This is a genomic window from Tardibacter chloracetimidivorans (assembly GCF_001890385.1).
Lineage (GTDB): Bacteria > Pseudomonadota > Alphaproteobacteria > Sphingomonadales > Sphingomonadaceae > Tardibacter > Tardibacter chloracetimidivorans.
In genome coordinates this window covers 2,298,847-2,325,134 of the sequence record NZ_CP018221.1, presented here as the reverse complement: position 1 = coordinate 2,325,134, position 26,288 = coordinate 2,298,847, and the positions used below count along the sequence as shown (strand labels likewise).

The 26,288-nt window shown below is 62.3% G+C and carries 20 protein-coding genes; 13 read left to right on the top strand and 7 right to left on the bottom strand.

Annotated elements, in window-relative coordinates:
* Window positions 1-8 precede the first annotated feature (8 nt).
* From BSL82_RS11985 to BSL82_RS21075, 3 genes are all read right to left on the bottom strand, one after another.
* Window positions 9-863: an NAD(P)-dependent oxidoreductase gene (locus BSL82_RS11985; RefSeq protein WP_072597726.1), complete on the bottom strand. Its 855-nt coding sequence runs from the start codon at window positions 861-863 to the stop codon at window positions 9-11.
* 129 nt (window positions 864-992) lie between these two features.
* Window positions 993-2,630: a phytoene desaturase family protein gene (locus tag BSL82_RS11980; RefSeq protein ID WP_072597725.1), complete on the bottom strand. Its 1,638-nt coding sequence runs from the start codon at window positions 2,628-2,630 to the stop codon at window positions 993-995.
* Between the two features lie 130 nt (window positions 2,631-2,760).
* A complete protein-coding gene (locus BSL82_RS21075) occupies window positions 2,761-2,955 on the bottom strand; it encodes a hypothetical protein (protein ID WP_158010873.1) in 195 nt (64 codons plus the stop codon).
* 376 nt (window positions 2,956-3,331) lie between these two features.
* On the opposite strand from BSL82_RS21075, the gene BSL82_RS11975 reads away from it, so the two are divergent.
* The 12 genes from BSL82_RS11975 to BSL82_RS11925 all read left to right on the top strand — a co-directional run bounded on the left by BSL82_RS11975 (window position 3,332) and on the right by BSL82_RS11925 (window position 19,173).
* The gene (locus BSL82_RS11975; protein WP_072597724.1) at window positions 3,332-5,026 is read left to right on the top strand and encodes a thiamine pyrophosphate-binding protein; all 1,695 of its coding nucleotides are present in this window, start codon (window positions 3,332-3,334) and stop codon (window positions 5,024-5,026) included.
* A 287-nt stretch (window positions 5,027-5,313) separates the two neighbouring features.
* Window positions 5,314-6,336, top strand: coding sequence for an IS1595 family transposase (locus BSL82_RS11970; RefSeq protein WP_048575010.1), 1,023 nt, complete (start codon window positions 5,314-5,316; stop codon window positions 6,334-6,336).
* A complete protein-coding gene (locus BSL82_RS11965) occupies window positions 6,320-7,180 on the top strand; it encodes an SDR family oxidoreductase (RefSeq protein ID WP_162274404.1) in 861 nt (286 codons plus the stop codon). Before BSL82_RS11970 ends, BSL82_RS11965 begins: the two co-directional genes overlap by 17 nt.
* Before the next feature lie 9 nt (window positions 7,181-7,189).
* A complete protein-coding gene (locus BSL82_RS11960) occupies window positions 7,190-8,407 on the top strand; it encodes a cytochrome P450 (protein ID WP_072597723.1) in 1,218 nt (405 codons plus the stop codon).
* A 114-nt stretch (window positions 8,408-8,521) separates the two neighbouring features.
* Entirely contained in the window at window positions 8,522-9,943 is a 1,422-nt protein-coding gene (locus BSL82_RS11955) for an MFS transporter (RefSeq protein WP_072597722.1), read from the top strand.
* A 554-nt stretch (window positions 9,944-10,497) separates the two neighbouring features.
* Window positions 10,498-12,753 (top strand): TonB-dependent receptor, encoded by a 2,256-nt coding sequence (locus BSL82_RS11950; RefSeq protein WP_083579192.1) that lies wholly within the window; start codon window positions 10,498-10,500, stop codon window positions 12,751-12,753.
* A 246-nt stretch (window positions 12,754-12,999) separates the two neighbouring features.
* Entirely contained in the window at window positions 13,000-13,467 is a 468-nt protein-coding gene (locus BSL82_RS11945; protein WP_072597720.1) for a VOC family protein, read from the top strand.
* A 144-nt stretch (window positions 13,468-13,611) separates the two neighbouring features.
* Window positions 13,612-14,457: an SDR family oxidoreductase gene (locus tag BSL82_RS11940; RefSeq protein ID WP_072597719.1), complete on the top strand. Its 846-nt coding sequence runs from the start codon at window positions 13,612-13,614 to the stop codon at window positions 14,455-14,457.
* A 342-nt stretch (window positions 14,458-14,799) separates the two neighbouring features.
* A complete protein-coding gene (locus BSL82_RS20745; protein ID WP_162274402.1) occupies window positions 14,800-15,000 on the top strand; it encodes a hypothetical protein in 201 nt (66 codons plus the stop codon).
* On the top strand, window positions 14,997-17,285 hold the full coding sequence (locus BSL82_RS11935) for a TonB-dependent receptor (protein WP_072597718.1): 2,289 nt from the start codon (window positions 14,997-14,999) through the stop codon (window positions 17,283-17,285). Before BSL82_RS20745 ends, BSL82_RS11935 begins: the two co-directional genes overlap by 4 nt.
* 71 nt (window positions 17,286-17,356) lie before the next feature.
* Window positions 17,357-18,472, top strand: coding sequence for an NAD(P)H-dependent amine dehydrogenase family protein (locus BSL82_RS11930; RefSeq protein WP_072597717.1), 1,116 nt, complete (start codon window positions 17,357-17,359; stop codon window positions 18,470-18,472).
* A 215-nt stretch (window positions 18,473-18,687) separates the two neighbouring features.
* Window positions 18,688-19,173, top strand: coding sequence for a cupin domain-containing protein (locus BSL82_RS11925; protein ID WP_158010869.1), 486 nt, complete (start codon window positions 18,688-18,690; stop codon window positions 19,171-19,173).
* Between the two features lie 213 nt (window positions 19,174-19,386).
* Here BSL82_RS11925 and BSL82_RS11920 read toward each other — a convergent pair whose 3' ends face one another.
* The 3 genes from BSL82_RS11920 to BSL82_RS11910 are packed head-to-tail and all read right to left on the bottom strand — an operon-like array spanning window position 19,387 to window position 23,443.
* Window positions 19,387-21,015 carry an AMP-binding protein gene (locus BSL82_RS11920; protein WP_226998452.1) on the bottom strand — a complete coding sequence of 543 codons (1,629 nt, stop codon included), beginning with the start codon at window positions 21,013-21,015 and terminating at the stop codon, window positions 19,387-19,389.
* A 49-nt stretch (window positions 21,016-21,064) separates the two neighbouring features.
* Complete coding sequence (locus BSL82_RS11915) at window positions 21,065-21,838, bottom strand: SDR family NAD(P)-dependent oxidoreductase (RefSeq protein ID WP_072597715.1); 774 nt, start codon at window positions 21,836-21,838, stop codon at window positions 21,065-21,067.
* Window positions 21,839-21,874: 36 nt separating this feature from the next.
* Complete coding sequence (locus BSL82_RS11910) at window positions 21,875-23,443, bottom strand: AMP-binding protein (RefSeq protein WP_072597714.1); 1,569 nt, start codon at window positions 23,441-23,443, stop codon at window positions 21,875-21,877.
* Between the two features lie 328 nt (window positions 23,444-23,771).
* Here BSL82_RS11910 and BSL82_RS11905 point away from each other — a divergent pair, with 328 nt between their 5' ends.
* The gene (locus BSL82_RS11905; protein ID WP_072597713.1) at window positions 23,772-25,277 is read left to right on the top strand and encodes a class I adenylate-forming enzyme family protein; all 1,506 of its coding nucleotides are present in this window, start codon (window positions 23,772-23,774) and stop codon (window positions 25,275-25,277) included.
* An 8-nt stretch (window positions 25,278-25,285) separates the two neighbouring features.
* On the opposite strand, the gene BSL82_RS11900 is transcribed toward BSL82_RS11905, so the two are convergent.
* Entirely contained in the window at window positions 25,286-26,149 is an 864-nt protein-coding gene (locus BSL82_RS11900) for a MaoC/PaaZ C-terminal domain-containing protein (protein WP_072597712.1), read from the bottom strand.
* Window positions 26,150-26,288: the final 139 nt, after the last annotated feature.

Here is a 26,288-nt window from a genome sequence, read left to right as displayed (position 1 = left end):
ACCATATTTCAGCCATTCCGATAACCGGCAAGCTCATTTTTTCCGTTTCTTGACGCACGAACATCATCAAATGCCTTCAGCAGGCCCTTCGCCGCGTCTTCTATGGTTCCCGTCGTTGCCCCTGCGCTGCGCGCCGCTTCGATCGCGAGCGAGATATCCTTTGAGAAGAGCTTCGTCATATGGTCCACCTGTTCGGGACGAAGCATTCTTTCAATGTTGGTCAGCGCGAAACTGCGACCCGATGCCGCCAGAAGACATTCGTGCAACGCCTCGCGGTTTATTCCCATCTGAACACCCATGGCGAGCGCAGTCCGCGCGAGCTCGGCGTTTCCGGTGAAGAGGAAGTTGTTCACGATCTTCGCGCGCAGGCCGCTGCCCAGTTCGCCAAGGGGGATGACGCGGTCCGAATAGCTTTCAAAGACCTTGCCCGCCTTTTCGATGGCGTCCGCCTCTCCACCGACCATGACCACCAGGCTCCGCTGAAGCGCGGCTTCTCCCGATCCTGACACGGGTGCGTCCACGACCTTGACCCCCTTCGGCGCGGCAAGCTCAGCGATCTTCAGGCACGTGTCGATCGCGACGGTCGAGTGGATCGCGAGGATCGAGCCAGCCGGCATCGCATCCAGAACGCCCTTTTCGAGGACGATTTCCATGACGTCCTTGTCCGACACCACGCAGATGCCGACCACGTCGGCGCCGGCCGCGACTCCGGCCGGAGTTTCGGCGGTGCGCGCGCCCAGCGCCACATAGGGCGGAAGCACGTCGGGGCGGCGCGCCCACAACGTCAATTCGTGCCCGGCCCTGGCGATCATCTCGGCCATGCCGCCACCTTGCGACCCGATCCCAATGAATCCGACCTTCATCTTCCCTCCACGGCTGAGCGGTTCCTGATAGCCGCGCACGCGGCCCGGCGCGCGCGGCTATCGATCAATCGACCCACTGAACACGTCCATCCGGACCACGCGCGTCAGTGTTTGTGCGGCAACGGATGGTCAGTCCGACGCACCCACGGGCTCCCGCAGGGCGCGCTCCATGTTGGTCGACCGCCAGGGGCCGATGTCCCGCGTTCCATCGGGCCGCACGAAGTCGGTCTCGATCTCCTCGATCGCCGCCAGCGCGATTTCGAACTCGCTGTCCACCCAGCCGCCAAAACCTTCATTCGACGCCGCCGAGCTGTAGAGGCCGCTGATCGATGGAATGCGCACGCCGTGCCGCACGCCCGGCGCGAAATGCCATCCGATGTCCTGCGGTGCCTGGACCCAGAGATACCGGCTCCATTCCATGCATTCGTCGAAGTCCAGATAATAGTTCCGCAGGTAGCGAAGCGATGCTTCCACCGCCTCCTTTATCCCGGGGAAGTTGCGGCGCGGCTTGCGCATGCCGCAGATCATGAACTGGTGACGGCCTGCGGGCGCATAATGCGGGTCTGTGAGCGTCGACCAGTGGAACGACATATGGTAATGCTTGTTCATCCCCTCACCCCAGACAAGCCGTTGCCAGCCGCTGAAGGTTTCGACCTCGCCGGTGGAGCGGATGCGCGGCAGCCGGGTGAAGCTGCCGACATAGCCGAGGATCTCGCTCTGGCGTTCCTTGGTGCGGCGCGCGCGCTCGAGCCATTCGGCGGGCAGGAGGCGTTCGTCCACGATCTCCGGCAGGCGCCAGCCATCGATGTCGCACACCACGATCGGCGCATGGAATTCCTGGACCAGGTTGGACTCGTTGATCGCCAGCACGCCCGCCGCGCGGCCGTACAGGGCGGCGGACGCATGGATCTCCTCCTCGCGATCGGTGAGGACCTCGATCGGCTTCCAGCCTGTCCAGATCTCGACGCCGAGCCGGTGAAGCTCGTCGATCCAGGGCTGGATCATCGCCTGCATGCCGCCGACCTTTGGGCAATCGATCCAGTCCGGCGAACCATAGATCCACTTGGAGGAAAGCGCGAAGCGGCCGACCGAGGCTTCCTCGCCGGGCATGCACGTCGCGCATTCGAGGAAGGTGATGAGCGCGCGGCGCGCTTCCGGATGACGCACGTTGCGCCTGATCCAGTCGCCGAGCCTTTCCTCGATCCGTATCCAGGCTTCATCTTCGGTCATGGAGGTGAGGAGGCCCAGCGCACGGCCGAATTCGATCGCGCCACCCTGCGGGTCGGTCGCTTCCGGCGCGACGGACCTGAACATGGTCATAAGACCTTCCATCTGCTCGGCCGGCCCGCCGGTCATCTGCGTCATGGGCAGCACCGTGACGGACCCGTCGCCCGAAAGGTGGTGGACGTACATCACATCCTTCCCGTCGACGCCGCCCTGCGCATTCTTTATGACCGGCACGTCGAGCCCGGCAGCGGCTTCCGCCTGTCCGCGATAAAGCTGGGTGTGGCCGACGTCGCCCGATCCGTTGTCGGCATCCCGGTGGCCCCAGTCGATCCAGTGGCCGCGATGCTGGGTGGAGCCGACGCGGCCGCCAAGCCGGTCCAGCTTCTCGACGATCGCGACCTTGTACCCGCGCTTGGCGAGTATCACCGCGCACACGATGTTGCTCAGCGCGCCGCCGACCAGAACGACATCATGCGAGCGGGGCTGCGCATGCCCTTCGTGAAGATCGTGCCGCAGCTGGTTTTCCTTGCCCTCACCCATGGTCGCTTTTCTCCATTCAGTAGCTGTTTGTAATGCTTCGTAATCAGAGGCCGGAGGCCCCTGTGGGATTCGATCGAGGCTCCACACGCGGCCGCATGTAAATTTCCGCCGGGCCAGCCGGCATGGGGGGTCATACGCTGGTCATCGCCACAGGCCAAAAAAGCCCGGACACGCCGTCAGCTCGCGTCGGTGCGGTGCGCAAGAATGACGGTGCGCTCGTCGATGCATGGCGATCAGCAGCGCCGGCTCCGCTTTCAGCGGCCTGTAGATGCCGTAGCTTCAAATTTTCAAAAGCCTCGATCTCACAAAAGTGATGAATCATCATCTTTGCCGCTGGGCTTGTCAAGGCGATTCAATCGCCGGATGCGCGGCGATCCCGATGGTGACTGCTGCCTGTGCCGCGCTGCCGCGGCGCGGGATTGCGGGCGCGGTTCGCGCTAGCGGCTTTTGTGAAGCTCGCTTGACATTCAGGCTGAACTTCAAGAAACTGACGGCAAGTCAGTCATATCTCTGCGGAGCGTGCTTGAATGCAGATATTCCTTATTTCGCCCCGCGTCTCTTGAGGCGCCACCCGGGGGCAACGCGGGATGCGGCGAGCTTCGGATCGCCCTGGCCATCGCGCCCCATGCCCCCGAGCAGGTGAAACCGAACTGCATGCCTGCACCCGACGCTATCAAATTCTGAATGGATAACAAAGACATATGGAGAAGCATGCGATGGAGCCGTCGGTGCAGAAACGGGCGACCGGCGCAAAGGAGATAGTGCGCTTTCTCGAGGACCATGGATATGGCCATATGTTCGGCCTCCCGGGAAGCTCGATGGTGGCCACGCTCTATGAGATGCAGGAATCATCGGTCCAATATGTTCCGACGATACATGAGTCGGTCACGATCGCGGCGGCGGACGGTTATGCCCGCGTGAAGGGCAAGGCGTGTGCGTCGATATATATGGCGCCCGGAACGGCGAATGCGCTGGCCAACCTCTATAACGCGTGGTGGGCGGAATCGCCGATCCTCGTCATGGCATCGCAGCTGGATTCGACCGAGCGTTCTGCCGGGTCCAACGGCATGATCTGCGAGGGCGATACCGTCCAGATCGTCAAGCCGTTCACGAGGCTCGCGCACGAGCTTGGGCGAGACATGGTCGTGCGCCCCTGGCTCGAGCGGGCGCATCGCGCCGCAACATCGATGCCAAAGGGGCCGGCGTTCCTCTCGATCTGCGAAGATGTGTATGAGCGCGAAGGCCCCGTCGAGGACGTGCCGCCTCCATATCGCGCGCCCAGCCGGACAGCGGACGTATCCGCCATCGTCACGGCGCTGGCAACGGCGGAGCGGCCGCTGATCGTCGTCGGCTCGCAGCTTCGTCAATCGGGCGGCGCAGCTCTGGTCGAGGCGTTGTCGGACCGGTACGAGATCCCCGTGGGCTATGACGGCGGGTTCCAGGCCGGGCTGGGTGTCGGGCCGGGGCGGGCGCGCACCGTGGGAACGGTCATGGGGCGTGGTGTCGCGTTCCAGAACGAGGCGGACGTGGTGGTGCTTATCGGCGCCAACCTTTTCGCGGACGGCAAGAGGCGCGAAAAGCCGTGGTTCAGCAACGCGAAATTCATCGCGCAGGCGAATGCCGACCCGAAGCGTATCGAGCATACGCAGTTCGCGAACTGGACGTCCGTGTGCGATCCCGCTGCGTTTGCCGAAGCATTGCTGGAGGGGCTTGCCGCTGAACCCCCTCGCGCCGAATTGCAGGAAAAGCGCGGCAAGTGGATCAAGTCGCTTGTCGCCGCTGCCCGCGAACCTCGACCGCAGCCGACGGACGCCACGGGATTGGCATTCGCCAACTATGCCAAGGGCGCGTCCTATGTCCGGGACGCTCTCAACCAGGGCTGGGTGGTTGATGAGTCGGTCATGGCGACCCCGATGATCATCGACGCGCAGAACTGCGAAGACGGTCGCCGCTACTGCGGAGCGCCCGGCGGATCGCTCGGATGGGCAACCGGTGCCGCCGCGGGCGTCGCGATCGCATCGAACGAACCCGTTACCTGCGTGGTGGGTGATGGGTCCCTGCGCTTCGGGGTTCACGGTCTCTGGACGATCGCCGCTTTGAACCTGCCGATAACGATCGTCGTTCTGGATAATGGCGGCTACGGATCGACCCGGTTCTTCGAGCGCGAATATATCGCGCGGCGGGGAATCGAGACCAACCTCACGAAGCCAAGCTACTATAATATGGACCTGCGATCGCTTGGGCCGTCGGTAGCCAGCGTCATCCGCGGCTTCGGAATAGACTGTACCGAGCTTTCGCCCGAAGACGATGTCGATGCCGCGCTGAAGACGGCGTGGGCGGCGAGGGGCAAGGGGCCCAATGCGGTGATCATCCCCATCGGCTTCGAGGGTTATTGAGGGATGGTCCCGCCTTGTCGCGGCCTGCGATCGGCCGGAAGCTGACCGCACGAGGCCGGACCCGGCGCAAAATCCTCAGGCGCGGCGTGCCCGAGGTTTACTTTAATTATCGTGGGAGAGCAGTGCGCAATGACTAACTCGGCAGAGCAAGGGCGCGACTGGGAGGTAGGAACCGTGCCTATCCGCTTGACGCATACACCCACTACATCTAGTGGCTGCCTTGTGGCGCGCGCCTGACTTTTCCTGCGGCTTGGTGCCACCCAAAGCGGTTGTAAAGGGTGGGGATTGTGGACGTTCTTGACCGCGACAAGCTGCCGTTCCCGAAATCCCTCCCCGAGTTCCAGCGGCTTTTCCCGGATGATGGCGCTTGCGCGTCCTGGCTTGAAAAAGCTCGCTGGCCTGATGGATTTGCGTGCCCACGCTGTGGCGTCGTCGGCGATCCGTTTCGTTTCACCACTCGGCCTGTCATCCTGATGTGCCGCTCGTGTCGCCGTCAGACCGGCCTGATGGTCGGCACGGCCATGGAACGAAGCCACATCCCGCTCAGCGTGTGGTTCTGGGCCGCTTACCTGGTTGCGAGTCAGACGACCGGCATATCTGCCGTCCAGTTGCAGCGCCAGCTTGGCCTGACCCGGTACGAGACGGCCTTTGGCCTGCTCCATAAACTGCGCGCCGCGATGGTGCGCCCCGATCAGGATCGGATCGGCGGGCAGAGCGGTCAGCATGTCGAGGTCGATGAGACCTGGATCGGCGGGCGAACGCGCGGCGAAGGCCGGGGAACCCACCACAAAACGCTGGTGGTCGCCGCCGTCGAAGTTCGTCACCGGGAGCCTGGCACTGGCCAGGACCGCCGCCGGAACGGACGCTATGCCGGAAGGGTTCGATTGGCCATCGGTGCAGACCGCAGTGCCGGTGCCCTTGGTGGCTTTGTACAGAGCGCGGTCGAGCCGGGAACGCTGGTCATCACCGATGATTGGAGCGGCTATAGCGGGTTGCAGGGCGGCGGTTACGACCATCACGCCATCGCCCAGTGTGGCGACCCGGAGGTGTCCGAAGAGTTCCTGCCCATCGTCCATCTGGTGTTCTCAAACCTCAAAGCGTGGCTCAACGGCATCCACCACGGCGTCAGCACCAAGCATCTGCAAGCCTACCTCAACGAGTTCACTTTCCGCTTCAATCGCCGCTTCTACCCGTTCAACGCCTTCCGATCCCTCCTCGGGATCGCCAGTGATATCGAGGCGCCGACCTTTGCCGAACTCTACTCAGGCCAATGGACCCACCATACCATATCTAGTGGGTGTATGCCTTAAGCGGATAGGCACGGTAGGAACATCGGCCAGACCCGATCTGCCGCTCGCCGTCGTTGTGGGCGCGGGCGGCATCGGGCGGGTGGTCGCCAGGCGCCTGGGCCAGCAATATCGCTTGCTGCTGGCGGACCGCGATCAGGCTCATCTGGATCGGGTTGCCGAGGCGCTGCGGGCAGATGGCTATGATCTGACGACGGTCCGCTGCGACGTGACGGTCCCCGAAGATACGATCGCGCTTGCGGACGCCGTTGCCCGGAATGGCCCGATGCGCGCCTTAGCCCATGTCGTCGGCCTTTCGCCGAGCATGGGCAGCTTTGCCGATATCATGCGGGTCGATCTGGTGGGCGCGGCTTTGGTGGAGAGGGCGCTGCTCCCACTCGTGACCGAGGGAACGGCGGCGGTCTTCGTGTCCTCGATCGCGGCGCATCAGCGCCAGTTCGCGGCCGATGTGGTGAAGCTGATCGACGCGCCGCTCCATCCCGACATGATCGATAATGCAGCGGCGGCGCTGGGCGAGCCGGCCACCCCCGTGATGGCCTATATGTTGTCGAAATATGGCCTCAACAGGCTGTGCCGGGCGCGCGCGACCGAGTGGGGATTGCGCGGCGCCAGGATAGTCTCGCTTTCGCCGGGGCTGATCGCGTCCCCGATGGGGGCTATGGAATATCAGAAAAATCCGATCAAATGGTCGATACTGAAAGCCACGCCGCTCCGGCGCGAGGGGACGATGCACGAGGTCGCCTCGGCGCTGGCGTTCCTTTTGTCCGATGATGCATCGTTCATCAACGGCACCGACATCCTTGTCGACGGTGGAGTGACCGGAGCGTTCGCCGCTTCTGAAATCTAGGAGATTAGGGTGTCTGACATCGTCCCGAATTACGCAACCGTAGAAGTTCCGCCCCATGTCGATCCGGCGCTGGTGGTGGATTTCGATTATTTCAACCCGCCCGGCCTTTCCGAACATGGCGATGTCTATCGGGCGTGGCGCACCCTCCAGGACGGACCCGACATCGTCTGGACGCCGAGGAACGGTGGCCACTGGATCCTGACCCGCGCCGAGGACATCAAGTGGGTGCAGGAGAATTACGAGATCTTCTCGCACGAGGAATTTCAAATCCCGCGTGGCGCGTTGCTGGTGATGCCGCCGATCACGGTCGATCCGCCCCACCACAGCCGCTACCGTGCGGTGATGAATCCGAGCTTCTCGAAGAGCCGGGTCACGAACGTCTATGAGCCCAAGATCCGGGCGCTGACCGTGGACCTCATCAAGCAGCTCAAACCGCGCGGCGCCTGCGAGTTCGTTCACGATTTCGCTTATGTGATGCCGGTCGCGATATTTCTCGGCATCGTCGACCTTCCGTTGGACAGGCGCGAAGAGTTCCTGACATGGGGCCGCGGCTTCGCCACCGGGCGGGAGGACGAGCGGCTCGGTTTTCAGAAGAAGATACTCGAGTATCTCGGGTCCGTTCTCGACGAGCGGCAGGGCGGCGAGGGTGATGACCTGCTGACGCGCATAGCGGGCTGGCGGTCGAATCCCCGTTACCAGAGCGAGCAGGAGACGCTCGGCATGGCGATCCTGGCGTTCGTGGGCGGGCTGGATACGGTGGCTGCGCAACTGTCTTTCGCCGTGGCTGAGCTCGCGCGCCGTCCGGAGCTGCACGCCCGGCTGCGCGATGAGCCCGAGCTGGTTCCCAGCGCGGTCGAGGAGTTTCTCAGGCGGCATGGTCTTTCGAGCACCGGGCGACTGGTCAAGACCAGGACCGAACGCAAGGGCGCGTGCTTCCTGCCCGAAGAGATGGTGATGGTGCCGATCGGTCTTTCCGGCATGGACGACCGAGCCTACAGCAACCCGCTGACCATCGATTTCGATCGGGTGCCGGCCCCGCACAACACGTTCGGCAACGGCCCGCACAAGTGTGTTGGCGCGACGCTCGCCCGGATGGAACTGCAGGTCTTTTTCGAAGAATGGACCCAGCGCATGCCGCCGGTGCGGCTCGATCCCGCACGTCGGCCGACGTCGCATGCAGGCCCTATTCTGGGAATGGCGGAACTGAACATCACCTGGGATCTGTAAGTCGACGGGACTACTGGCGGCGAGCCGTCGCCAGTCACGTCCGCACCTCATCTTGGGGAAAGTAATGATTTCTGGTGCCAGCATCCAGTCCACCCGGCGATCGGGAGAGCGTTCTTGATCGCTTCTCCGCCGTCGCCCGGTGGCCTGCCATCGACTGCCAAAGGATCGGTTGCGATGGTCATCATTGCGCTGATCGTGGCCGAGCTGGCAAGCGCGTTCGAGACCCTGATGCTCTATGCGGCGATGGGCAAGCTGGTCATCCTGTTCGATCCGCTCCGCGCCGGGTGGCTCGTGACGATCTACCTCCTCGTCCAGACGGCTTCGGCGGCGCTGGGCGGGCGGCTCGGCGATCTGTTCGGCAGAAGACGCCTGCTGATCATATCGTTATTCATTTCAGGTTGCGGTTCGTTACTAAGCTTTTTCGCGGTCAACTACCCCATGCTACTCGTCGGTCGCGCGTTTCAGGGATGCGCCGGTGCGGTACTGCCATTGTGTTTCGGACTTGCTTATCAGCACCTGCCCGCGCGGTGGGCCTCCATGGGCGTGGGTATCGTCGCGGCGACGGCATCGCTCGGGGCGGGGCTCGCGCTTTTGACAGGCGGCTATATCGTCGACAATTTCGACTGGCATCACATCTTCTCGCTGGGCGCGGTCCTTGCGGCGGCCGGCGTCGTCGCCGCCAAATTCGGCCTGCCGGCAAGCCTCTCGCGTCCCGCCGCGAAAGTCGATGTCGTCGGCGGCATTTTGTTCGTTCCCGCGATCTGCCTGATCCTGCTCGCGCTCACTCTCGGCGGTCGGACAGGATGGACCAGCTATACCACCATCGGGATGGCGGTGGGCGGAATTCTGCTGTGCATGTGGTGGATACGTTACGAGCTGCGCCATCCCGAGCCGTTGCTCGATGTGCGCATGCTGGCGGTTAGGAGCGTTTCGGCGTCGAACGCGGTCATGTTCTTCCTCGCATTGGGCGCGGTCCAGCTGCCCCTGATCCTGCCCTTGTTCCTCAGTCAGCCGCACGGCGGCAGCCCCGGTCTGTCCGCCACGGCCATCGGTCTGGTGATGATGCCGTCGATGCTGATGGCGGTGGCGGTGAGCCCTCTTGCCGGGTCGCTGCTGTCGGTGATGACCGAACGCCGTCTCGCCGTCTGTGCCGTTGCCATAGTCCTCGCCGGCTGGGTGCTGATCGGCCTGTCGTCCGGTCAGCTCGGCGTGGTTGTCGGGGGCGTCATTTTGGTCGGCGTGGGAATGGCCGCCGCGATGGCGATATTCCCGAACATCGTCCTCGCGCATACGCCGGCCGCGCGGCACAGCGAGGCAGGTGGCATGCTGACGGTCGTTCGGGGCCTGGGCCAGTCCGTCGGGTCCCAGCTGATCGCCTTGCTGATCGCCACGCGCGGCGTCGCCACGATGGGGTTGACCGGGGTCGATCTGGTGCTGGCCTATGCGGCGGGAACGGTCGCGGTCGCGCTCCTCCTGGCCGCGACACTTCTGACCAACCGGCGCTTGCCCACCGCGACCATCGGCTCGGGGGCGTAACGCTTCGCCGGTGCTGCTGGGCCTTGGCGATCTGGCATGACTCGGTGCTTTTGCCCGGTCGAGGTCGACCACGGATGTCGGTCGGCCTCGACCGGGCGATACCGTTGCGTCCGCCGATCTCCACATTGCACATTACTAACAGACAGCCAGATTCTTTCCGGTTGACAGTCGCGCGCCAAAGGACGAAATGACGGATAGACAGTTATTATATGTAGGTGATGGCTGGATGACGCGCGGGGCGCCGTCTGCATAGTGGTTTCACACATCCACCGCGAAACTGGCCGGGAGGTAGCTGCTAAGAAGGATCTGTCGACTGGCAAAGCTTCTGGCTGTGGTTGAGCCCGGTGGACAGAGTGTCCGATGGGTGTGGCCAGGCAGCGTGCTTCCGCGAAGATCTGCCACCGTAGAGATAATGTGATCAGACCACGCCTTAAGAAATATGTGCACTGTGATCACTATAACTTAGTCCAATTATGGTGATAAGAGAAATATAAGTCGCGATATAAATAAACGTCTAAATGACATTATGATATAAACGCTCAGGGTTGATTTAAATGTTCAAATCAAATGCAACGTCTATCAAACTCAAAACCATGGTTCAGGGAGAGGGGTGTATGATTAAGGGGATTGGTCTTGTCAGTCTGGCGGCACTGTCCGTCGGCCTTTGCGGCACGGCGAACGCGCAGTCGGTAGCTAATGCGTCTCCCGGCCTGTCCGAGAACAGCAACGAGATCGTGGTCACCGCCCAGCGGCGCGAAGAGCGGTCGAGGGATGTTCCGATCTCGGTCACGTCGCTTTCGGCGGCGACGCTTCAGCAGACGAACATCACGAGCACGATCGACCTTCAGAAGGTCACGCCCGGGCTCGTTATGGCCAGGCAGAATGTCTTCACACAGCCGGCTATCCGCGGCATCTCCACCGACAACCTCGCGCCGATGGGTGAAAACCCCGTAGCGATCTACGTCGACGGGGTATACCAGCCGTCGATGCAGGCGCTGACTTTCGATCTACCTGATGTCGAAAACGTTCAGGTGCTAAAAGGTCCGCAGGGAACATTATTCGGCCGGAACGCCACTGGTGGCGCGATCCTGATCACCACGAAGGCGCCCGACCTCAACGAGGTCACAGGCCGCGGAAAACTGGCCTATGGTAACTTCAATGAAATACTGGCTGCCGGTGTCGTCTCTGTGCCGATCGTTCAAGATCGCATGGCTCTTAGCCTCTCAGGCTATTATACGCGGATGGATAGTTTCAATCGAAACAGTTTGACCGGCGAGAAGGGCGGTAGAAATTCTACAAAGATGGTCCGCGGAAAACTGCGCCTCATCCCATGGGAGGGTGCTGATTTCACGCTGTCTGGTTTGTACGCAAAGCGTAACTACCCCGGCGGAATCGAGAATTTCTCTCTCGGGGGCAACAATGCTTATGCTGCGTTTGCAACGCCCGGCCAGCTTGCAACCGAGCCGCACACCTTTTCGTCCAACCTCGAGCAGTCGCTGAAAACGACGAACTACAGTGTCTCGCTGCACGGCGACATCGAGGTTGGTCCGGGAACGCTGAGTACGACAACGGCATGGCTGTCGACCCCTGTTAAGTACCTTGCTGAGGGAGATTACACCTCGTTGCCGGCCAATTCCTTCTTTTTGGCCAACCAGTTTTATCTGAATGATGCGTCTAGTAAGAGCTTTAGCCAAGAACTTCTGTACAATACCGATCAGATCGGGATATTTACCGTAACGGCGGGACTAAATTACTATAAAGCCGACGGTGGCTGGGACAGCATTAATTTCAGTAATCTTTTAGGAATATACACTCATGATTCCGTTAGGGCCTACGCCGGGTTTGGGCAGGTCACGGCTCAGGTGTCACCTGCGCTCAAGATCAGCGGCGGCCTACGCTACAGCATAGAAAAGCAAATCGGGCGTGCCGCGCGCACTGCTCCTAATGGACCTGCCGTTGGAGGTTCGCCGCTCCCTACAGAATATCCCGTCAATGAAGTGGGAAGAAAGACCTGGCATGCGCTCACACCCAGGATCACGGCCGTTTACGAAGTGTCTACCGAAGCAAATATCTATGCTAGCTGGGGAAAAGGCTTTAAAACCGGTTCATTTAATTCATCGTCCTTATTGAATAAGCCAGTAAACCCGGAGAAGATCGAAGCTTACGAGGCGGGCGCAAAACTTGGCTCCGGTCCGGTGTCCTTCAATATTGCCGGTTTCTATTATGATTACAGCGACCTTCAGGTTGCGACCACCGTCGGTTATCCAAACAATCCGGTCAGCGTTCTGGAAAATGCGGCAAAGGCCGAGATCTACGGAGCGGAGATTGAGCTTCGTGGTCGGGTAGCGCGCGGCTTGACGGTTACGGGCGCGCTCTCCTGGTTGAGCGCAAAATATACCCAGTACCGTGATGCGACGATCCAGACGCCGGTGGCGGGTGGCGGAAACGCTGCTCTACCCACTAATGTCGATGGAAACTGGCTCCCGCGGGCTCCCGAAATTACTGGGTCGGTCAGGGTCAATTACGAAACTGAGACATCGATCGGTACAATTAGCGTGTCGGGTGATGTTTACTACACGTCGGAGTATTTCTTCGAACCAAGCAACCGGATAAAGCAGTCGAGCTACGCGCTGGTGGGTGGTCAGTTAAACTGGTCGCCGTCCAGCATGCCCGACCTGAAGCTGGGCGTTTATGGTAGGAACCTCACCGACAAGGGGTATCTGGCATCGGTGCAGATCGTCGGACAGGCGGATTCGGCCCAGTATAATCAGCCGAGGACGTACGGCGTTCAGCTACAATATAGCTTCTGAATCTGGTCAGGCGCGATACCGATACGGTGTCGCGCCTGATCTGCCTTGATCTCGGGCACTACAGTGGAGAACCGGGATCAATGGTCGAATTCCCTGTGGATCGCTTTCAACAGACCCGGGGCTTACTTCGTTGCAATTGCGCGGAGAAAGACCATCGGGCACGGCGCGGGATGTGACGAATTTTGATGTCGGGCGCGGCTTCAACCGAAACTTGCGGCCGATGAATGCTGTCGGGAGCAGGAAGCCATGAAGCAGTTCGTCAACCACATCGACCATGTCGCCTGGGTATCGCATCTCGAGACTCTCGAGGAGAATGCGGCGCAGCTCAGCATCATCAGCGGGGTCCGGTTCGAACCATTCGAGCGCGAAGAATGGGGCATCGTCGGATATTTCTCTCCCAAATCCGGCATCGAGATCGTCGCGCCGATGGAGCGGGAGACCGAATTCAACGTCAAATTCAAGGAACGGCTCCAGACCTCGGGTGAGGGTGTCTGGGGCGTGATCATGGGCGTCAGGAATCTCGATCAGGAGGCCGATCGTCTCGCCGCGCACGGCTTCGCGCTCGGCCCGGTGATGCAGGGAGATTCGCGCGATCCCTGGTACGATAAGGTCAGGCTGTCCGAACGGGTGGTCGGAACGCGGATGAATTGCCAGTTCGTCGTCGGGGACATCCGCTATTCGGACGATGCTATCGATTATGTCGACGTTGGTTGAAGTCGTCCTGTGCCGCACGAGCATCGTTCATGCCGCGCAGGGCTTGCATCCATGCCCGGTTGAGAGACACGGATGTTAATCTAATCCCGATGCTAGGTCAGTTCGCTGGTGAGATAGCATCCTCCTCGAGCTGGAGGCGCCATAATGGAAAGCGCAGCACGCCATTTTCAGGACAAGAACGCTTTAGGCTTCGGTGGCGGCAAGGGCATCGGGAAGGCGGTAGTGGTGGAGTGGGCGAGGCGGGGCGCCCGCGTGGCGATCGCGGATATCGACCTCGCTGCCGCTCGAGAAACATCGGCGGAGATCGTTTCGCTGGGAGGGTGCGCCATCGCGCTCGAGGCGGACGTCACCTCCGAAGCATCGATTTCGGCCGCGATTGCGGAGACCGAGGCGGTCTTCGGCGATATCGACATTCTGATGAACAATGTCGGCGCGGCGCTGAATGGCAATCCCGAGGATATTCCCCTCAGCGAGTGGATGCGGATCACCGATCTGAACTATCTGGGGACGGTCCGCGCCGTGACGGCTCTTCTGCCGAAAATGCTCGCCCGTGGCACCGGTCACATCGTCAACACCGCGTCATTCGCCGGCCTCTACCCCTATGCCGCGAGCCGGATGCCCTATGCGGCATCAAAAGCCGCCGTGATCGCCCTGAGCGAGTCCCTCGCGCTCTACTTGGAGCCGCAGGGCATCCGCGTGAGCTGCCTCATTCCCGGGCCTGTCGTCACCGACTTCATGGCATCGATGACCAGTTGGACCAAGGATTGCCCGATACGCGGCCCCGGTTCCGAGTTCAAGGTGATGATGCCGGCAGAGGTCGGCGTCGTGCTGGCGGATGCGATGGCGGCGGGGCAGATACTCGTTCCATCGGACGATGCCGTGTGGAAGACATTGGAGCAGTGGGCGAAGTCGCCCGATCGATTCATCAAGGGCAAGATCGACGATTTCGCGCGCGGCGAGGCGGGCATGCCGGTGATCGCGAACGCATAATCTTGATAGTAGAATGCACGTGTGAGCAACGCGATCGGGGTGGGCGGCAAGGCCGCTTATGACGCTCAGCGACTTCGTCAACGGACGGCCTCGGCGGTGCTGGCAAGATACGGCCATCCCACTGGCCTCGCTCGGCATGAGGGCCGCAATAACAAGCGATCAAGCGTGAGATGAACCGGTCACGCACAACGATTTGAATGGCAGCCCCCAATAACTAACTGATCAAATGTTCTTGACATGAAAGAACCAGTATCGGAAATTACATATGGACAGTTCAATAATGCTGAGTGCTGAACGATTGTCAGCTCAATAAAACAAAAGCTTTAAATCAGGGGATGTTTGATGCGCCTTGTGCTCGGTATCGGTGTTTCGGGAAGAGCAGTGGCGGTGGCAACGGGATTGATGGTCGCTGCGCCGGCGGCCGCGCAGCAGGACGCCGGCGCCTCGGAGCTCAGCCCGGCGTCGGGCCAATCGCCGCATGCGAGCCTCGACAAGGACGGCGTGCGTCCGCGGGTGCGGGCGGCGTCGAGGATATCGTGGTGACCGCCACGCGCCAGGCCGCAAATCTTCAGGCTGTGCCGATCGCGGTTTCCGCGGTGACACCACAGCGACTGGAAGGGCAGAATATCACGAGCCTGGGCGCGCTGAGCCGGATCGCGCCCAGCCTGCAGGTGTTCAATGCGCAGGGGCCTGGTACGGCGGCTTACCAGATTCGCGGGCAGATCCAGAAGGATACCGCGCCTACGCTCGATCCGTCGGTCGGCATCTATTTCGACGATGTATATGTCGCGCGCGCCGCAGGTTCGATTGGCAATCTGCTCGATATGGAACGCGTGGAGGTCCTGAAGGGCCCGCAGGGGACCTTGTTCGGCAGGAACACGACGGGCGGTGCCGTTCGGCTGATTTCCAGAAAACCGACTGACGAATTCGGCGGCTATGTGGCGGGGTCGTATGAGACGTTCGACCAGTATCGCCTCGACGCCGTGATCAATATTCCGCTCGGTGAAAGCGTCGCCTTTCGCGCGGCGGGTCGCTATTTCCACAAGGGCGGGTTCATGACGAACGTGCTGACCGGCGACAAGGTGGATACCGAGAAGACCTATTTCGGCCGCGCGGCGCTCAAGATCGCGCCGAACGATCGGCTGGACATTCTCGTCCAGGGCGATGTGTCGCATTCGAATTACGGCGGGACCGCGAACTACCTCAAAAGTTACGAGTATAATGACGGGCCGAACACCGCGCGGCAGGTGGCGGCGGAACTTGGTCTCAACCCGGGCACGCCCGCGGGTGTCGCCGCGGGCATCGCCGCATTGCAGGCGGAAATAGGGCTGGGCCGGCGACAATCGAACGCCGGGGACTTGCGGTTCGTGAGCGCCGATGTCGTGAGCTACAGCCCGACGACCGGCTTTACTTTCAGCGACGGTCGTATCGGTCCGTCCGCCAGGCTGAGGGTGCAGGGCGGGGCGGCCACGTTGCGTTACGATATGGGCTGGGCGACGCTGCGGTCGATCACCAGTTACCGCCACAGCACCTACGATCAAAAGGCAAACCTGGATGGATCGGGCTATTCGATCGTCGGATCGGCGATTGATGCCAATCAAAAGCAGTTCAGCGAGGAAATCCTGCTGAACGGCAAGCTATTCGACGATCGGCTTGATTGGACATCGGGCGCGATCTTCTTCCAGGAGAAGGTCGCCCAGACGGATACTAACGCGTCTCTCCCCAATCTGGTGATACCAACCGGCCGGGCGCGGCAGGTCCTCGTGGCCGAGAGCCGCGTGAAAGCCTATGGCGTGTATGCGCAAGGCACATATCTTTTCAACGATGCATTGAGCGCCACCGGCGGCATTCGATACACCATAGACAAGCGGGATTTTCATTCCGAGGGCTATTATCTGGCGTTGAATACGGCCGCGATAAGCTGCCTCTATACCGCCGCGAACGGACTGGCCCTTGTCCCCGGCTTCAGCGCGCCCTGCGGGATAGACCAGGGTGATACTTTCAAGAAGATCAATTACACGGGATCTATAAACTATGAGTTCGCGCAGTCGCGGCTCCTCTATTTCAGAACGTCGCGCGGCTTCCGCGCGGGCGGATTCAACTCGCGGGTGAATTCCCTGGGCGTGCTCGGGGCGTTCAAGCCGGAGATCGTGACCGACTATGAGATTGGCCTGAAGGCGGATTGGCTCGATCGCCGCCTGCGGACCAACATCGCCATGTTCACCTCGAAATCGATCGACACGCAGACGACCGTCGTGGGGCTGGACGCCAACAACGCAAGCTTCTCGCGGACGACCAACATCGGCACGCGCAAGGTTCGTGGAGTCGAAGTCGATGTAACGGCGCGGCCGGTCGAATGGATGGGCCTGGATCTCACGGTCAATCGCATTGGCGGGCGTATCAATGATCCGGCGACACCCGATATCCGGTTCATCGCGCAAGTACCCAAATGGGCGCTCAATGTCGGTGGGGACGTAAGCCACGTTTCGGGCGACTATCTGATGAAGCTGCGGTCGGACTTCTCCTATCGCAGCGCGATGAACAACGACGCGGTCTTCCGCGATTCTTTCGCCGCGATCGATCCGGCCACTGGGTTGACGCCGATCCTGCGGGTTCCGCGCATCAACAACCGCTATCTGCTCAGCGCACGGTTCTCGGTCGCGCATAAGCCGACGGGCATGGAGTTCGGGGTCTTCGGCACCAACCTGACGAACAACCGCTTCGATGAGCGCGTCACCGTGATCGGCGGGCTGGGCTACGAGGTCGGTCTGCAAGGTCAACCCCGGACGGTCGGTGTCGATCTGAAGATGCCGTTCGGCGCGAGGTGAGGTTTGAGTGTCTCGAATGTGCCTCGGTGGGGCGCAGGTGAGAAGATAGAGTAACAGTGAGGATATTTACTATGGCGGCTAGAAAACGTGTCGTGGTGTGGGGTACTGGAAGTATCGGGAGCCAGGGACTGAGAAAGATCATCGAGCATCCCGATCTGGAGTTGGTTGGTCTGCACGTCTGGTCGAAGGAAAAGATCGGCCAGGATGCTGGCGATATCGCGGGCACGGGCAAGACCGGTATCGTCGGCACCAACGATGTCGAGGCGCTGCTTGACCTCAAGGCCGATTGCCTGGCCCATTTCGGGCAGGGGCCGCTGCGCGAAGCTGCCGTGACGGCGGAGGCAGTCCGTTTTCTCGAGCGCGGCACCAACGTGGTAAGCTGTTCGCTGATGGACCCGGTCCACAGCAAATATGGTCGGCCCGAATTCGTTGAGCCGCTGGCGGAAGCCTGCCGCAAAGGCCAGGCGAGCCTGTTCAGCTCCGGACTGGAGCCGGGATATGGGACAACCGGGCTTACCATGAGCCTGCTCGCGATCGCGGGCAAGGTCGACCAGGTGATCTTCCATGAGATCGTCGACAACAGCACCTATAGCGGGCACGGCCTCGATGTTCTGTACGGCATGGGCAAGCCGCTCGATTTCAGGCCGGCGCTGTTCACCGATCTGCGCGACCAGCTCTGGCACACCAGCACGCTGCTCCAGATCGCGGATTATCTGGGGGTCGAGCTCGACGAAATTCAGCAAAGCTGGGAGACCGCTGCGGTCGATCATGATCAGCCGGCGTGGTTCGGCGTCATCAAGGCGGGCACCACTGCGGCATGTCGTTGGACCGTCAGCGGCATGTCCAACGGCAAGCCCGTCGTGGTGTACAAGAAGGTGGAGCGGCACGCGCCCGACGCAGCGCCGGATTGGGAAATGCCCTCGGGCGAAGCGAAGACGGCCTGCTATCGCGTCATCGTGAAGGGCGCTCCGAACCTCGATGCCGAGGTCAATCTGGAGATCATGGACGCCATCCAGTGCGTCACCCTGCACCCGATCAACGCCATTCCCGCCGTGTGCGACGCACCGCCAGGGATCCTCGATCCCATGGACCTCCCCGTCTTTTTCACGAAGACCCTCGGCGACGGGATAAAGCGCAAGACCGACGATTCCGAGCAGCGCGTGTTCCGGGAATATTACCCGGTTTGAGCGCCGTGGCAGGGTGCGCGGTCAGAGGCTTTTCTGTCCGCGCACAGCCTGCGGTTCCGGCGCCCGTTGGGTTTCCAGCATAGTGCGCGGAGCCGCGGCGGTGTGCAGCCGCCATGGCCGTCCCAACCGCCGGCAAATGGCGCAGAGCGCGAACCAAATTCGTCAATCACCAAGATTGTCCGGTCGGGCGATCGAAGCTGGGAAGGAATGATGCGATGGCTTCTGTCGAGCCTCTTGCGCCGGTCAGAATGGTCGTAACGGCTAACTCCGGCGATAGCGGCGCTGTCGTGCTGCACGATGCCGATCGGCAGAATTCGTTGCTGGCCGAAGAGTTTCACGATCAAAGAGTTCCGGGTGCCGCCTTGTACAATCTCTGGAAGGCATCGGTTCCGGCCGAGACCGGGGATACGACGCTCATATTCGATTTCCCCAATGTGCATGTCGATCCCGGCGCTGTCGTATGGCAGGTCCTCGATATGCCGCCCGGGCTCAAGCTCCCGGCGCACAAGACCGACACGCTCGATTTCGTCATCGTCGTTTCCGGCGAGATAGCTCTGGGCGTGGGCGATCGCGAGATCGTCGTGAGAGCGGGCGATCACATCGCACAGCTGGACCCGATCCATTATTGGCACAATCAGGGCGACGAAGTCTGCCGGCTCTCGGTGGTGCGTGTGAGCAACCTGCCCTTGCCGGCGGCGTAACGGGCGCCGTGGTGGCGGGGGCTGTGCCCGCCCCGTATACGCGTTCGTCCGTCGATGCGTGGGCAGCGCGCCCGCAGGCTTCGCGGCGGCCCGCAGGCGATCGATCCGCCGGCCGAGGATCGCGAACGAAGGCGCGAAAGCAGGCGGCCGGGATAGGGGCGACGCACGCCGCCCCATCCTCGCAGCCGAAGGTCCCGGACTATCCTGCGCAGATCAGCGCTTCGCGACCGTAATGCCAGAGCTCTCGAAATCCCAGGTGCCCGCGGTCACGCCCTGATCGCGAAGCTCATACTTCAGCACGCGCCCGACCGGGCTCTTGGGGAGATCGGCGCGGAATTCGATATATCGCGGCAGGGCGAAATAGGGCAGGCGATCGACGCACCACTCGAACAAGGTTTCCGGGCGGAGCTCTTCTCCCGTCTTGAGCACCGCCGTGATCTTGAGATCGTCCTCGCCCAGCGGCGAGGGCACGGCGTGCGCCGCCACATCGTCGATCGCCGCATGGCTCCGCAGCACATTCTCGACCTCGAAGCTCGAGATATTCTCCCCGCGGCGGCGAAGATAATCCTTCTTCCGGTCGACGAAGTAGAACCAGCCCTGCTCATCGAACCGACCGATATCGCCGGTGTGCAGCCACATGTTCTTCATGATCTTGAGGGTGTCTTCCGGCCGGCGCCAATATCCCGAGAACATGATATTGGGCATGCGGGGGCGGGCGATGATCTCGCCGGGCAGGCCATCGGCCACCTCGACGCCGTGGTCATCGACGATCCGCGTGTCGAACCAGGCATTGCGCCGGCCCGAGCTGTCAGGCGGCGCCAGGTGCGCGTCCTCGGCGGAGACGAGGGTCAGCATCGTCGCCTCGGTGAAGCCATAGCCCGGGCAGTAGCGGTTTCGGGTGCCGAAGCGCTCGGCCCATGCCGCCATCGTCTTGCCCGTGAACGGCGCCCCCATCACCGCTTCGAGGCGGTGGGCATAGCGCTTTTCGGCCTCGTTCTCCGGCGCGTTCAGCAACATGGGGAACATGGCGCCGATCAGCGAGACATCGGTGGCGCCGGTCCGTTCCAGCTCGGGCCAGAATTTCGACACCGAAAAGCGCGGATAGATAGCGACGCTCGCGCCGACGAGAGCGCATGCCAGCAGCGTATTGGTGTAGATGTTGAAATGGAACATCGGCAAGGCCGACCAGCTGACGCAATGCTGCTTGCGACCCGATCCGATGACGAGTTGCTTGGCCAGCGTCACGGCATAGTTGTGGGAGATCATGCATCCCTTGGACGGGCCGGTCGTGCCCCCGGTGTAGATCAGGAAGGCCAGATCTTCCGGATGAATTTCAATGCCCGGCTCGGAATCGTCTTCGGAGAACAAGGCTTCGAACGGCAGCAGGCGCTTGCCCTTCGCATCGGCGGGGGCCGGCCCGCGATGTGCGATCGTGGCGAGCTCCGGCAGGTTGTCGCACAGCGATGCGATGCGTTCCGCATAATCATGTTCGGCGACCACCAGCGCGGCCCCGGAATCAGCGATCTGATGCCGAAGATACTCGCCCTTGTAGCCGGTGTTCACCGGTACGCAGATCGCGCCGATGCGCATCATCCCTAGCCACAGGGCTACGAACTCATCGCTGTTGTCGAGCAGGCAGACGACGGTGTCCCCCTTGGCGACGCCATTTGCGACAAGGCCGTTCGCCGCCTGCCGCGCCTTGCGGTCGAGCTCGGCGTAGCTGAACGTCTTCCCCAGAAAATCGAGGAACTGTTTGTCCGGATCGGCCGCCGTCGCCCGCGCGAATACGCCGGTGATCGTGTCTTCCGGCGGATTGCTCCAGATAGGAAATGCGTCGTCCACGTTCGATTCCATCATTCTATCGTTCTGGTCAGGATCACTTCGCGGCATATCACACCGCGATGGTATAGCCCCCGTTCACCGACAGGATCTGGCCGGTGATGTAGGATGCGCCGGGCGTGAGCAGGAAGACCACGGGCACCGACACTTCTTCCGGGCTCGCCCAGCGGCCGAGCGGGGTCTGCGCGAGGTAGAAGTCGCTGAGCTTCTCGTCGGTGCGGACCTTCGTCGTCATCTCGGTCTCGACGGTGCCGAAGCAGATCGCATTGGCGCGCACATTATGCTTCGCCATCTCGCGCGCGGTGCTCATCGTCATGCCGAACATGCCGGATTTCGCGGTGGAATAGTTGATCTGCCCGATGCTGCCCCTGCGGCCGGCATCGGACGAGATATTGACGATCGCGCCGCCGCTCTTGTCCCCGCCCTTCGATCGCTGGATGAAATGCCGGCAAAGCTCCTGCGTGAACAGGAAGGAGCCGGTGAGGTGTACGTCGATCACCTGCGTCCAGGAATCGAACGACATCTTGTCGATCATCGCGGTGCGCGTGATGCCGGCGTTGTTGATCAGGCCGTGGATCTTGCCGAAACGTTCGACGCCGTTGGCGACAACCCGCCGGGCGACCTCGGGATCGGAGACTCCGCCCTGCTCCGGGAAGAAGTTTCCGCCCAGTTCGCCAGCGGCGGCTTCGAGCGCTTCCGGGTTCAGGTCCACCCCGATGACGTTGGCGCCGAGCGAGATGGCGTAGCGGCTGAGCGCGAGGCCGATGCCCTGGCCGGCGCCGGTCACGATGATGGTCTCGTCTTTAAGCGTAATCAGGTTCGTCATTCAAACCTCTCAATGAAATTGAAATTGGCCGGCGAGTCAGCGTCCGGCTTCCGCCATCAGCTTTTCGCGCAGGTCGCGAATCGCGACCTTGTTTATCTTGCCGGTCGGAAGCTTCGGGAGCCCGTCGACGAAAAGGACGTGGCGTGGCCGCTTGTAGCCCGCGATGAGCGTACGGGTGTGCTCGATGATGTCGTCGGCGCTGGCCTTGCCATTGTCCTTCAACACCACCACGGCGCAGACGGCTTCTCCCCATTTTTCGTCCGGAGCGCCGATCACCGCGCATTCGCTGACCGCTGGATGCCGCAGTACAGCGTCTTCGACTTCCCGCGAGTAGATGTTCTCGCCGCCGGAGATGATGACGTCCTTCTTGCGATCGACCAGATAGATCAGGCCATCCTCGTCGATGACGCCGACGTCGCCGGTATGACACCATCCGTCCCGGAAGGTCTCGATCGTCGCCGCGTCATTGTTCCAATAGCCGCGGGACATGGACACGCCCTTCACGACGATCTCGCCCGCCGTTCCGGGTGCGCAGTCCTCCCCCTCGTCATCGACGATGCGGACGAGCACGTTGGGGAACGGATGCCCGACGGAGGCGAGCCACTTCTTCTCGCGCTCGGTGCCATAAGGCTTGTGCAGTTCGCGCGCGAGGCCCGACACCATTACCTCGGTCGAGCCATAGAGATTGACGAATATGCCCCCCAGAAGCGCCATGCCGCGCTCGAGCAAGGGCACCGGCATGGCGGCGGCCGAATAGACGAGCGTGGATATCGAGCCCCAACCGGTGCTCTCCGCATCCGGATGGTCGAGCACGGCCTGGAGTAGGGTGGGGGCCAGATGCAGGATCGTGACCCCGTCGTTGGCGACGGAGTGCAGAAACGCGTCGGCATCGAACAGCTTGTGCAGCACCACGGTGCCGCCGCGATAATGGACGGACTGGCCCATGTTCATCGCGCCGACGTGGAAGAGCGGCATGACGAGCAATATGCTGTCGCCAGGCCCTGCCTTGACCTCGGTCGCGAGGGTGCCGGCACCGGCGCGCATCTCGCGCTGGCCCATGATGCAGCCCTTGGGCTGGCCGGTCGTGCCGCCGGTATACACCAGGGCGCAGATATCCTCCTCGCGCGCCTGGAAACTTGATCCCCGGGGGTCGCCGCTCTCCAGGAATTCCTCGTAGCTCGTCGCCCATTCGACCTGCCCGTCGAGCGCGATATAATGTTCGACCGTCGTCAGGCGATCGCGCATGGCCGCGACGACAGGGGCGTACTGGCCTTCGAAGAACAGCACGCGGGGCGAACTGTCCGCCACGATGCCCTCGATCTCGGGCGGCGCGAGGCGGAAGTTGACCGTGGCGACGATGATCCCGCTCCACTGGCCCATCGCCAGCACCTCACCGAACGCGAGCGAATTCATCGACAGGATGGAGATGCGATCCTGGCGACGCAGGCCAGCCTTTTCCAACGCGGATGCGAGGCGCTTTGCCCGGTCGAGCAGATCGGCATGGGTGAGGACCGCGTCGCCCATCCTGTAAGCGGGCCTGTCGCCGAACCGCAGGGCGTTGTCCTCCAGCGTGGTTCCCATCGTTAGGCTGACGTAATCGCGCATTTTGGTCCCGTAATCTGGATGCGGCCATCACAGGCGGCTGGATAAGGTCGGTTAGGATATCGGCCGTCGGTCGTTGCCATGTCCTGTTCGCTGGGACATGGCAGAAGTCCGACAATTTGAACAGCGGAAAAAATGACCAGCAAACAGTTATTCGGGAAAACGCTCCCAGTCGCCACCATCCTCAAGGCTCTCGCTGGCCCGGATTGCCGTATTTGGGAGCGGGGTGTGGGCACCACCTGATTCGCAATGCTAGCGAAGTATCAGCTATTATCCGGCATCAGGCATGTTTCGCACTCGATCCGCCGATCAGCATAAGAAGGAATGACCGATGACTGCTGCGGCACAAGCGGAGGATCGCCTGGAGGAGCATCTCGCCGACAGGCTCCGGGACCATCTCCATCGGGGCGGGGCCGATCTGGCGCTGGAATTCGGCACGGATCGCTACAGCTGGGATGCGGTGGGCGATGTCGCGGCGGGGCTCGGGCGGCAGCTCGCCCGGCTCGGCATCGCGCAGGACGAACGTGTCGGCCTGATCGCTCGTTCGCGGCCGTCGCATGTCGCGACGGTGTGGGCGCTGCTTGCCCTTCGCCGGTGCGGCACGATGATCTATGGTTTCCAGTCCGCCGAGAAGATCGCGGACGACGTGCGCGCTTTGCGGTGCCCGCTGCTGCTGATCGATGCCGATGATTGGAGCCCCGTGATCGCCGCCGCGGCGCGCGACGCCGGATCCGCCGTTCTGCTCCTCGGGCCGATGAGCCTTTCGCCCGCTGAAGGCTTCGAGGCGGTCAGCCCGTCGGCAGATCGCAGTCCGCGCGAAGGGGTCGCGCTGCAGATGCTCAGCAGTGGCACCACCGGTCGGCCAAAGCGGATCGACATGCCGATGGGGACGCTTGCCGCTTCTGCCCTGTCAGCCGCCGCGCAACTCGATCAGCTCACCGCGCCCGATCAGATCGGCATCTCCATTTTCCCGCTCTGCAATATAAGCGGCCTTTATACCGTCGTGCCCTATGGGCTCGGTCGTCGTCCGCTGGCGATACTTGAACGGTTCCAAGTGAAACAGTGGGTGGAGCTGGTCCGCCGCCACCGGCCGGCAAGCGCGGATCTGCCGCCCGCCGCCATTGCGATGATACTGTCGAACGATGTTCCGCGCGATCATCTCGCCAGCATCAGAATGATCCGCAGCGGAGCGGCCCCGCTTGATCCAGCCATCCACGACGCGTTCGAGGAGCGGTTCGGCATCCCCGTCGCGCTCAGCTATGGCGCTTCGGAATTCTGCGGCATCGTCACCACCTGGACAGCGGATGATCTCGCCCGCCACCGCCCTGAAAAGCGCTTCAGCGCCGGCCGGCCGATCACCGGCGTGGCCATCCGGGTCGTGGATTCGACCGGCGGCGCCGAACTGCCGCCGGGCGAGTCCGGCCTGCTGGAAGTGCGCGCGGAACGCGTGGGGCCGGACTGGATCAGGACCAACGACCTCGTCGATATCGACGATGACGGCTTTCTCTGGTTTCGCGGGCGGGCGGACGATGCGATCATGCGAGGCGGGTTCAAGATCGTGCCGGCCGATGTCGAAACCGTCCTCCGCCTCCATCCCTCGATCCGCGACGCGGCCGTTGTCGGCCTGCCCGACGGGCGCCTCGGCGCCGTGCCGGCGGCGCTGGTGGAACTGCGCCGATCAGACGGGGACATCGACGAAGCAGCGGTCAGGGAATGGTCGCGACGGCACCTCGCCGCCTTCCAGATCCCGGCGGTCGTCAGGTTTGTCGACGCGCTGCCGCGAACGCCGAGCATGAAGGTCAGCCGCGAGGCCGTCAAAGCGATGTTGGCCGGGTAATCGCCCGGTCAATCCGGGTCGAATTCGACCAGCCCGTTATCGATCGCCACGACACCGCGCTCACGCACGCGGACCCGATAGCGCGCGCCGTCCGCCTCGCGCCAAATCTCGGTCTGGAGCGTTTCGCCCGGGAAGACCGGCGAGGTGAAACGCGCGCGCAGCGATCGCAGCCGTGCAGGATCATTGCCGCACAGGGCGGATATGAGCGCCACGCCCGCAACGCCATATGTCGCCAACCCGTGCAGGATGGGCCGGTCGAACCCGGCCTTCCGGGCGATCTGCGGATCGGCATGGAGCGGATTGCGATCGGCGGCGAGGCGATAGATCAGCGCAGCCTGCGGAAGCGTCGCGCGCTCGACGATCATGTCGGGCTCCCGATCGGGGATGGCGGGCGGAGGCGGCACGATCGCGCCGCTGCCGCCCATTCCGCCGTCCCCGCGACAGAAGGTCGTCTGCACGCCGGTGCATAGCAGCTCGTCGCTGTCGGCATCGTGGATCGCACGCTCCTGATAGAGGAGCGCGCCCTTGCCGGGCCCCTTGTCCACGATGTCCAGCACGCGCGTGCGCCCGATCACCCGGCCCGATACGGGAAGCGGCTTGTGCACCGTGAGCTGCTGCTCGCCGTGCACGATCCGGACCCAGTCCAGCCCGGTATCGAGATCGCGCATCCAGAAGCCCGGATGCGCGAGCACAACGGCCATCATCGGCAGCGCGCTCAACCCGTCCTCGTAGACATATTTGAGTTCGGCGGGTTCGTTCGGGTTGCTGCCCAGCCCCAGCCCCAGCGCGTAGAGGATTGTGTCCTTCTCGCCATATTCCTGAACGGTGTCGGGTATCTTGAGCGCGAGGAGTTTTTTGTAATCGGCAGTCATTTTCTGATCCTGATTGCGGACGGCCGGCGGGCCGACGGGGCATGAAAAGCGTGATGTCAGGACAGGTGATAGATACTCAGTTATTTGTTGACAAGCGCAGCCGGCATGCGACAGCGTGCGCGCGCTCGAACCATCAGCG

Bases quoted from the DNA above. Each gene is read 5' to 3' on its own strand.
- BSL82_RS11985 (WP_072597726.1), bottom strand. From the start codon at position 863: ATGAAGGTCGGATTCATTGGGATCGGGTCGCAAGGTGGCGGCATGGCC.
- BSL82_RS11980 (WP_072597725.1), bottom strand. From the start codon at position 2,630: ATGGGTGAGGGCAAGGAAAACCAGCTGCGGCACGATCTTCACGAAGGG.
- BSL82_RS21075 (WP_158010873.1), bottom strand. From the start codon at position 2,955: ATGATGATTCATCACTTTTGTGAGATCGAGGCTTTTGAAAATTTGAAG.
- BSL82_RS11975 (WP_072597724.1), top strand. From the start codon at position 3,332: ATGGAGAAGCATGCGATGGAGCCGTCGGTGCAGAAACGGGCGACCGGC.
- BSL82_RS11950 (WP_083579192.1), top strand. From the start codon at position 10,498: ATGTTCAAATCAAATGCAACGTCTATCAAACTCAAAACCATGGTTCAG.
- BSL82_RS11945 (WP_072597720.1), top strand. From the start codon at position 13,000: ATGAAGCAGTTCGTCAACCACATCGACCATGTCGCCTGGGTATCGCAT.
- BSL82_RS11940 (WP_072597719.1), top strand. From the start codon at position 13,612: ATGGAAAGCGCAGCACGCCATTTTCAGGACAAGAACGCTTTAGGCTTC.
- BSL82_RS20745 (WP_162274402.1), top strand. From the start codon at position 14,800: ATGCGCCTTGTGCTCGGTATCGGTGTTTCGGGAAGAGCAGTGGCGGTG.
- BSL82_RS11930 (WP_072597717.1), top strand. From the start codon at position 17,357: ATGGCGGCTAGAAAACGTGTCGTGGTGTGGGGTACTGGAAGTATCGGG.
- BSL82_RS11925 (WP_158010869.1), top strand. From the start codon at position 18,688: ATGGCTTCTGTCGAGCCTCTTGCGCCGGTCAGAATGGTCGTAACGGCT.
- BSL82_RS11915 (WP_072597715.1), bottom strand. From the start codon at position 21,838: ATGACGAACCTGATTACGCTTAAAGACGAGACCATCATCGTGACCGGC.
- BSL82_RS11910 (WP_072597714.1), bottom strand. From the start codon at position 23,443: ATGCGCGATTACGTCAGCCTAACGATGGGAACCACGCTGGAGGACAAC.
- BSL82_RS11905 (WP_072597713.1), top strand. From the start codon at position 23,772: ATGACTGCTGCGGCACAAGCGGAGGATCGCCTGGAGGAGCATCTCGCC.
- BSL82_RS11900 (WP_072597712.1), bottom strand. From the start codon at position 26,149: ATGACTGCCGATTACAAAAAACTCCTCGCGCTCAAGATACCCGACACC.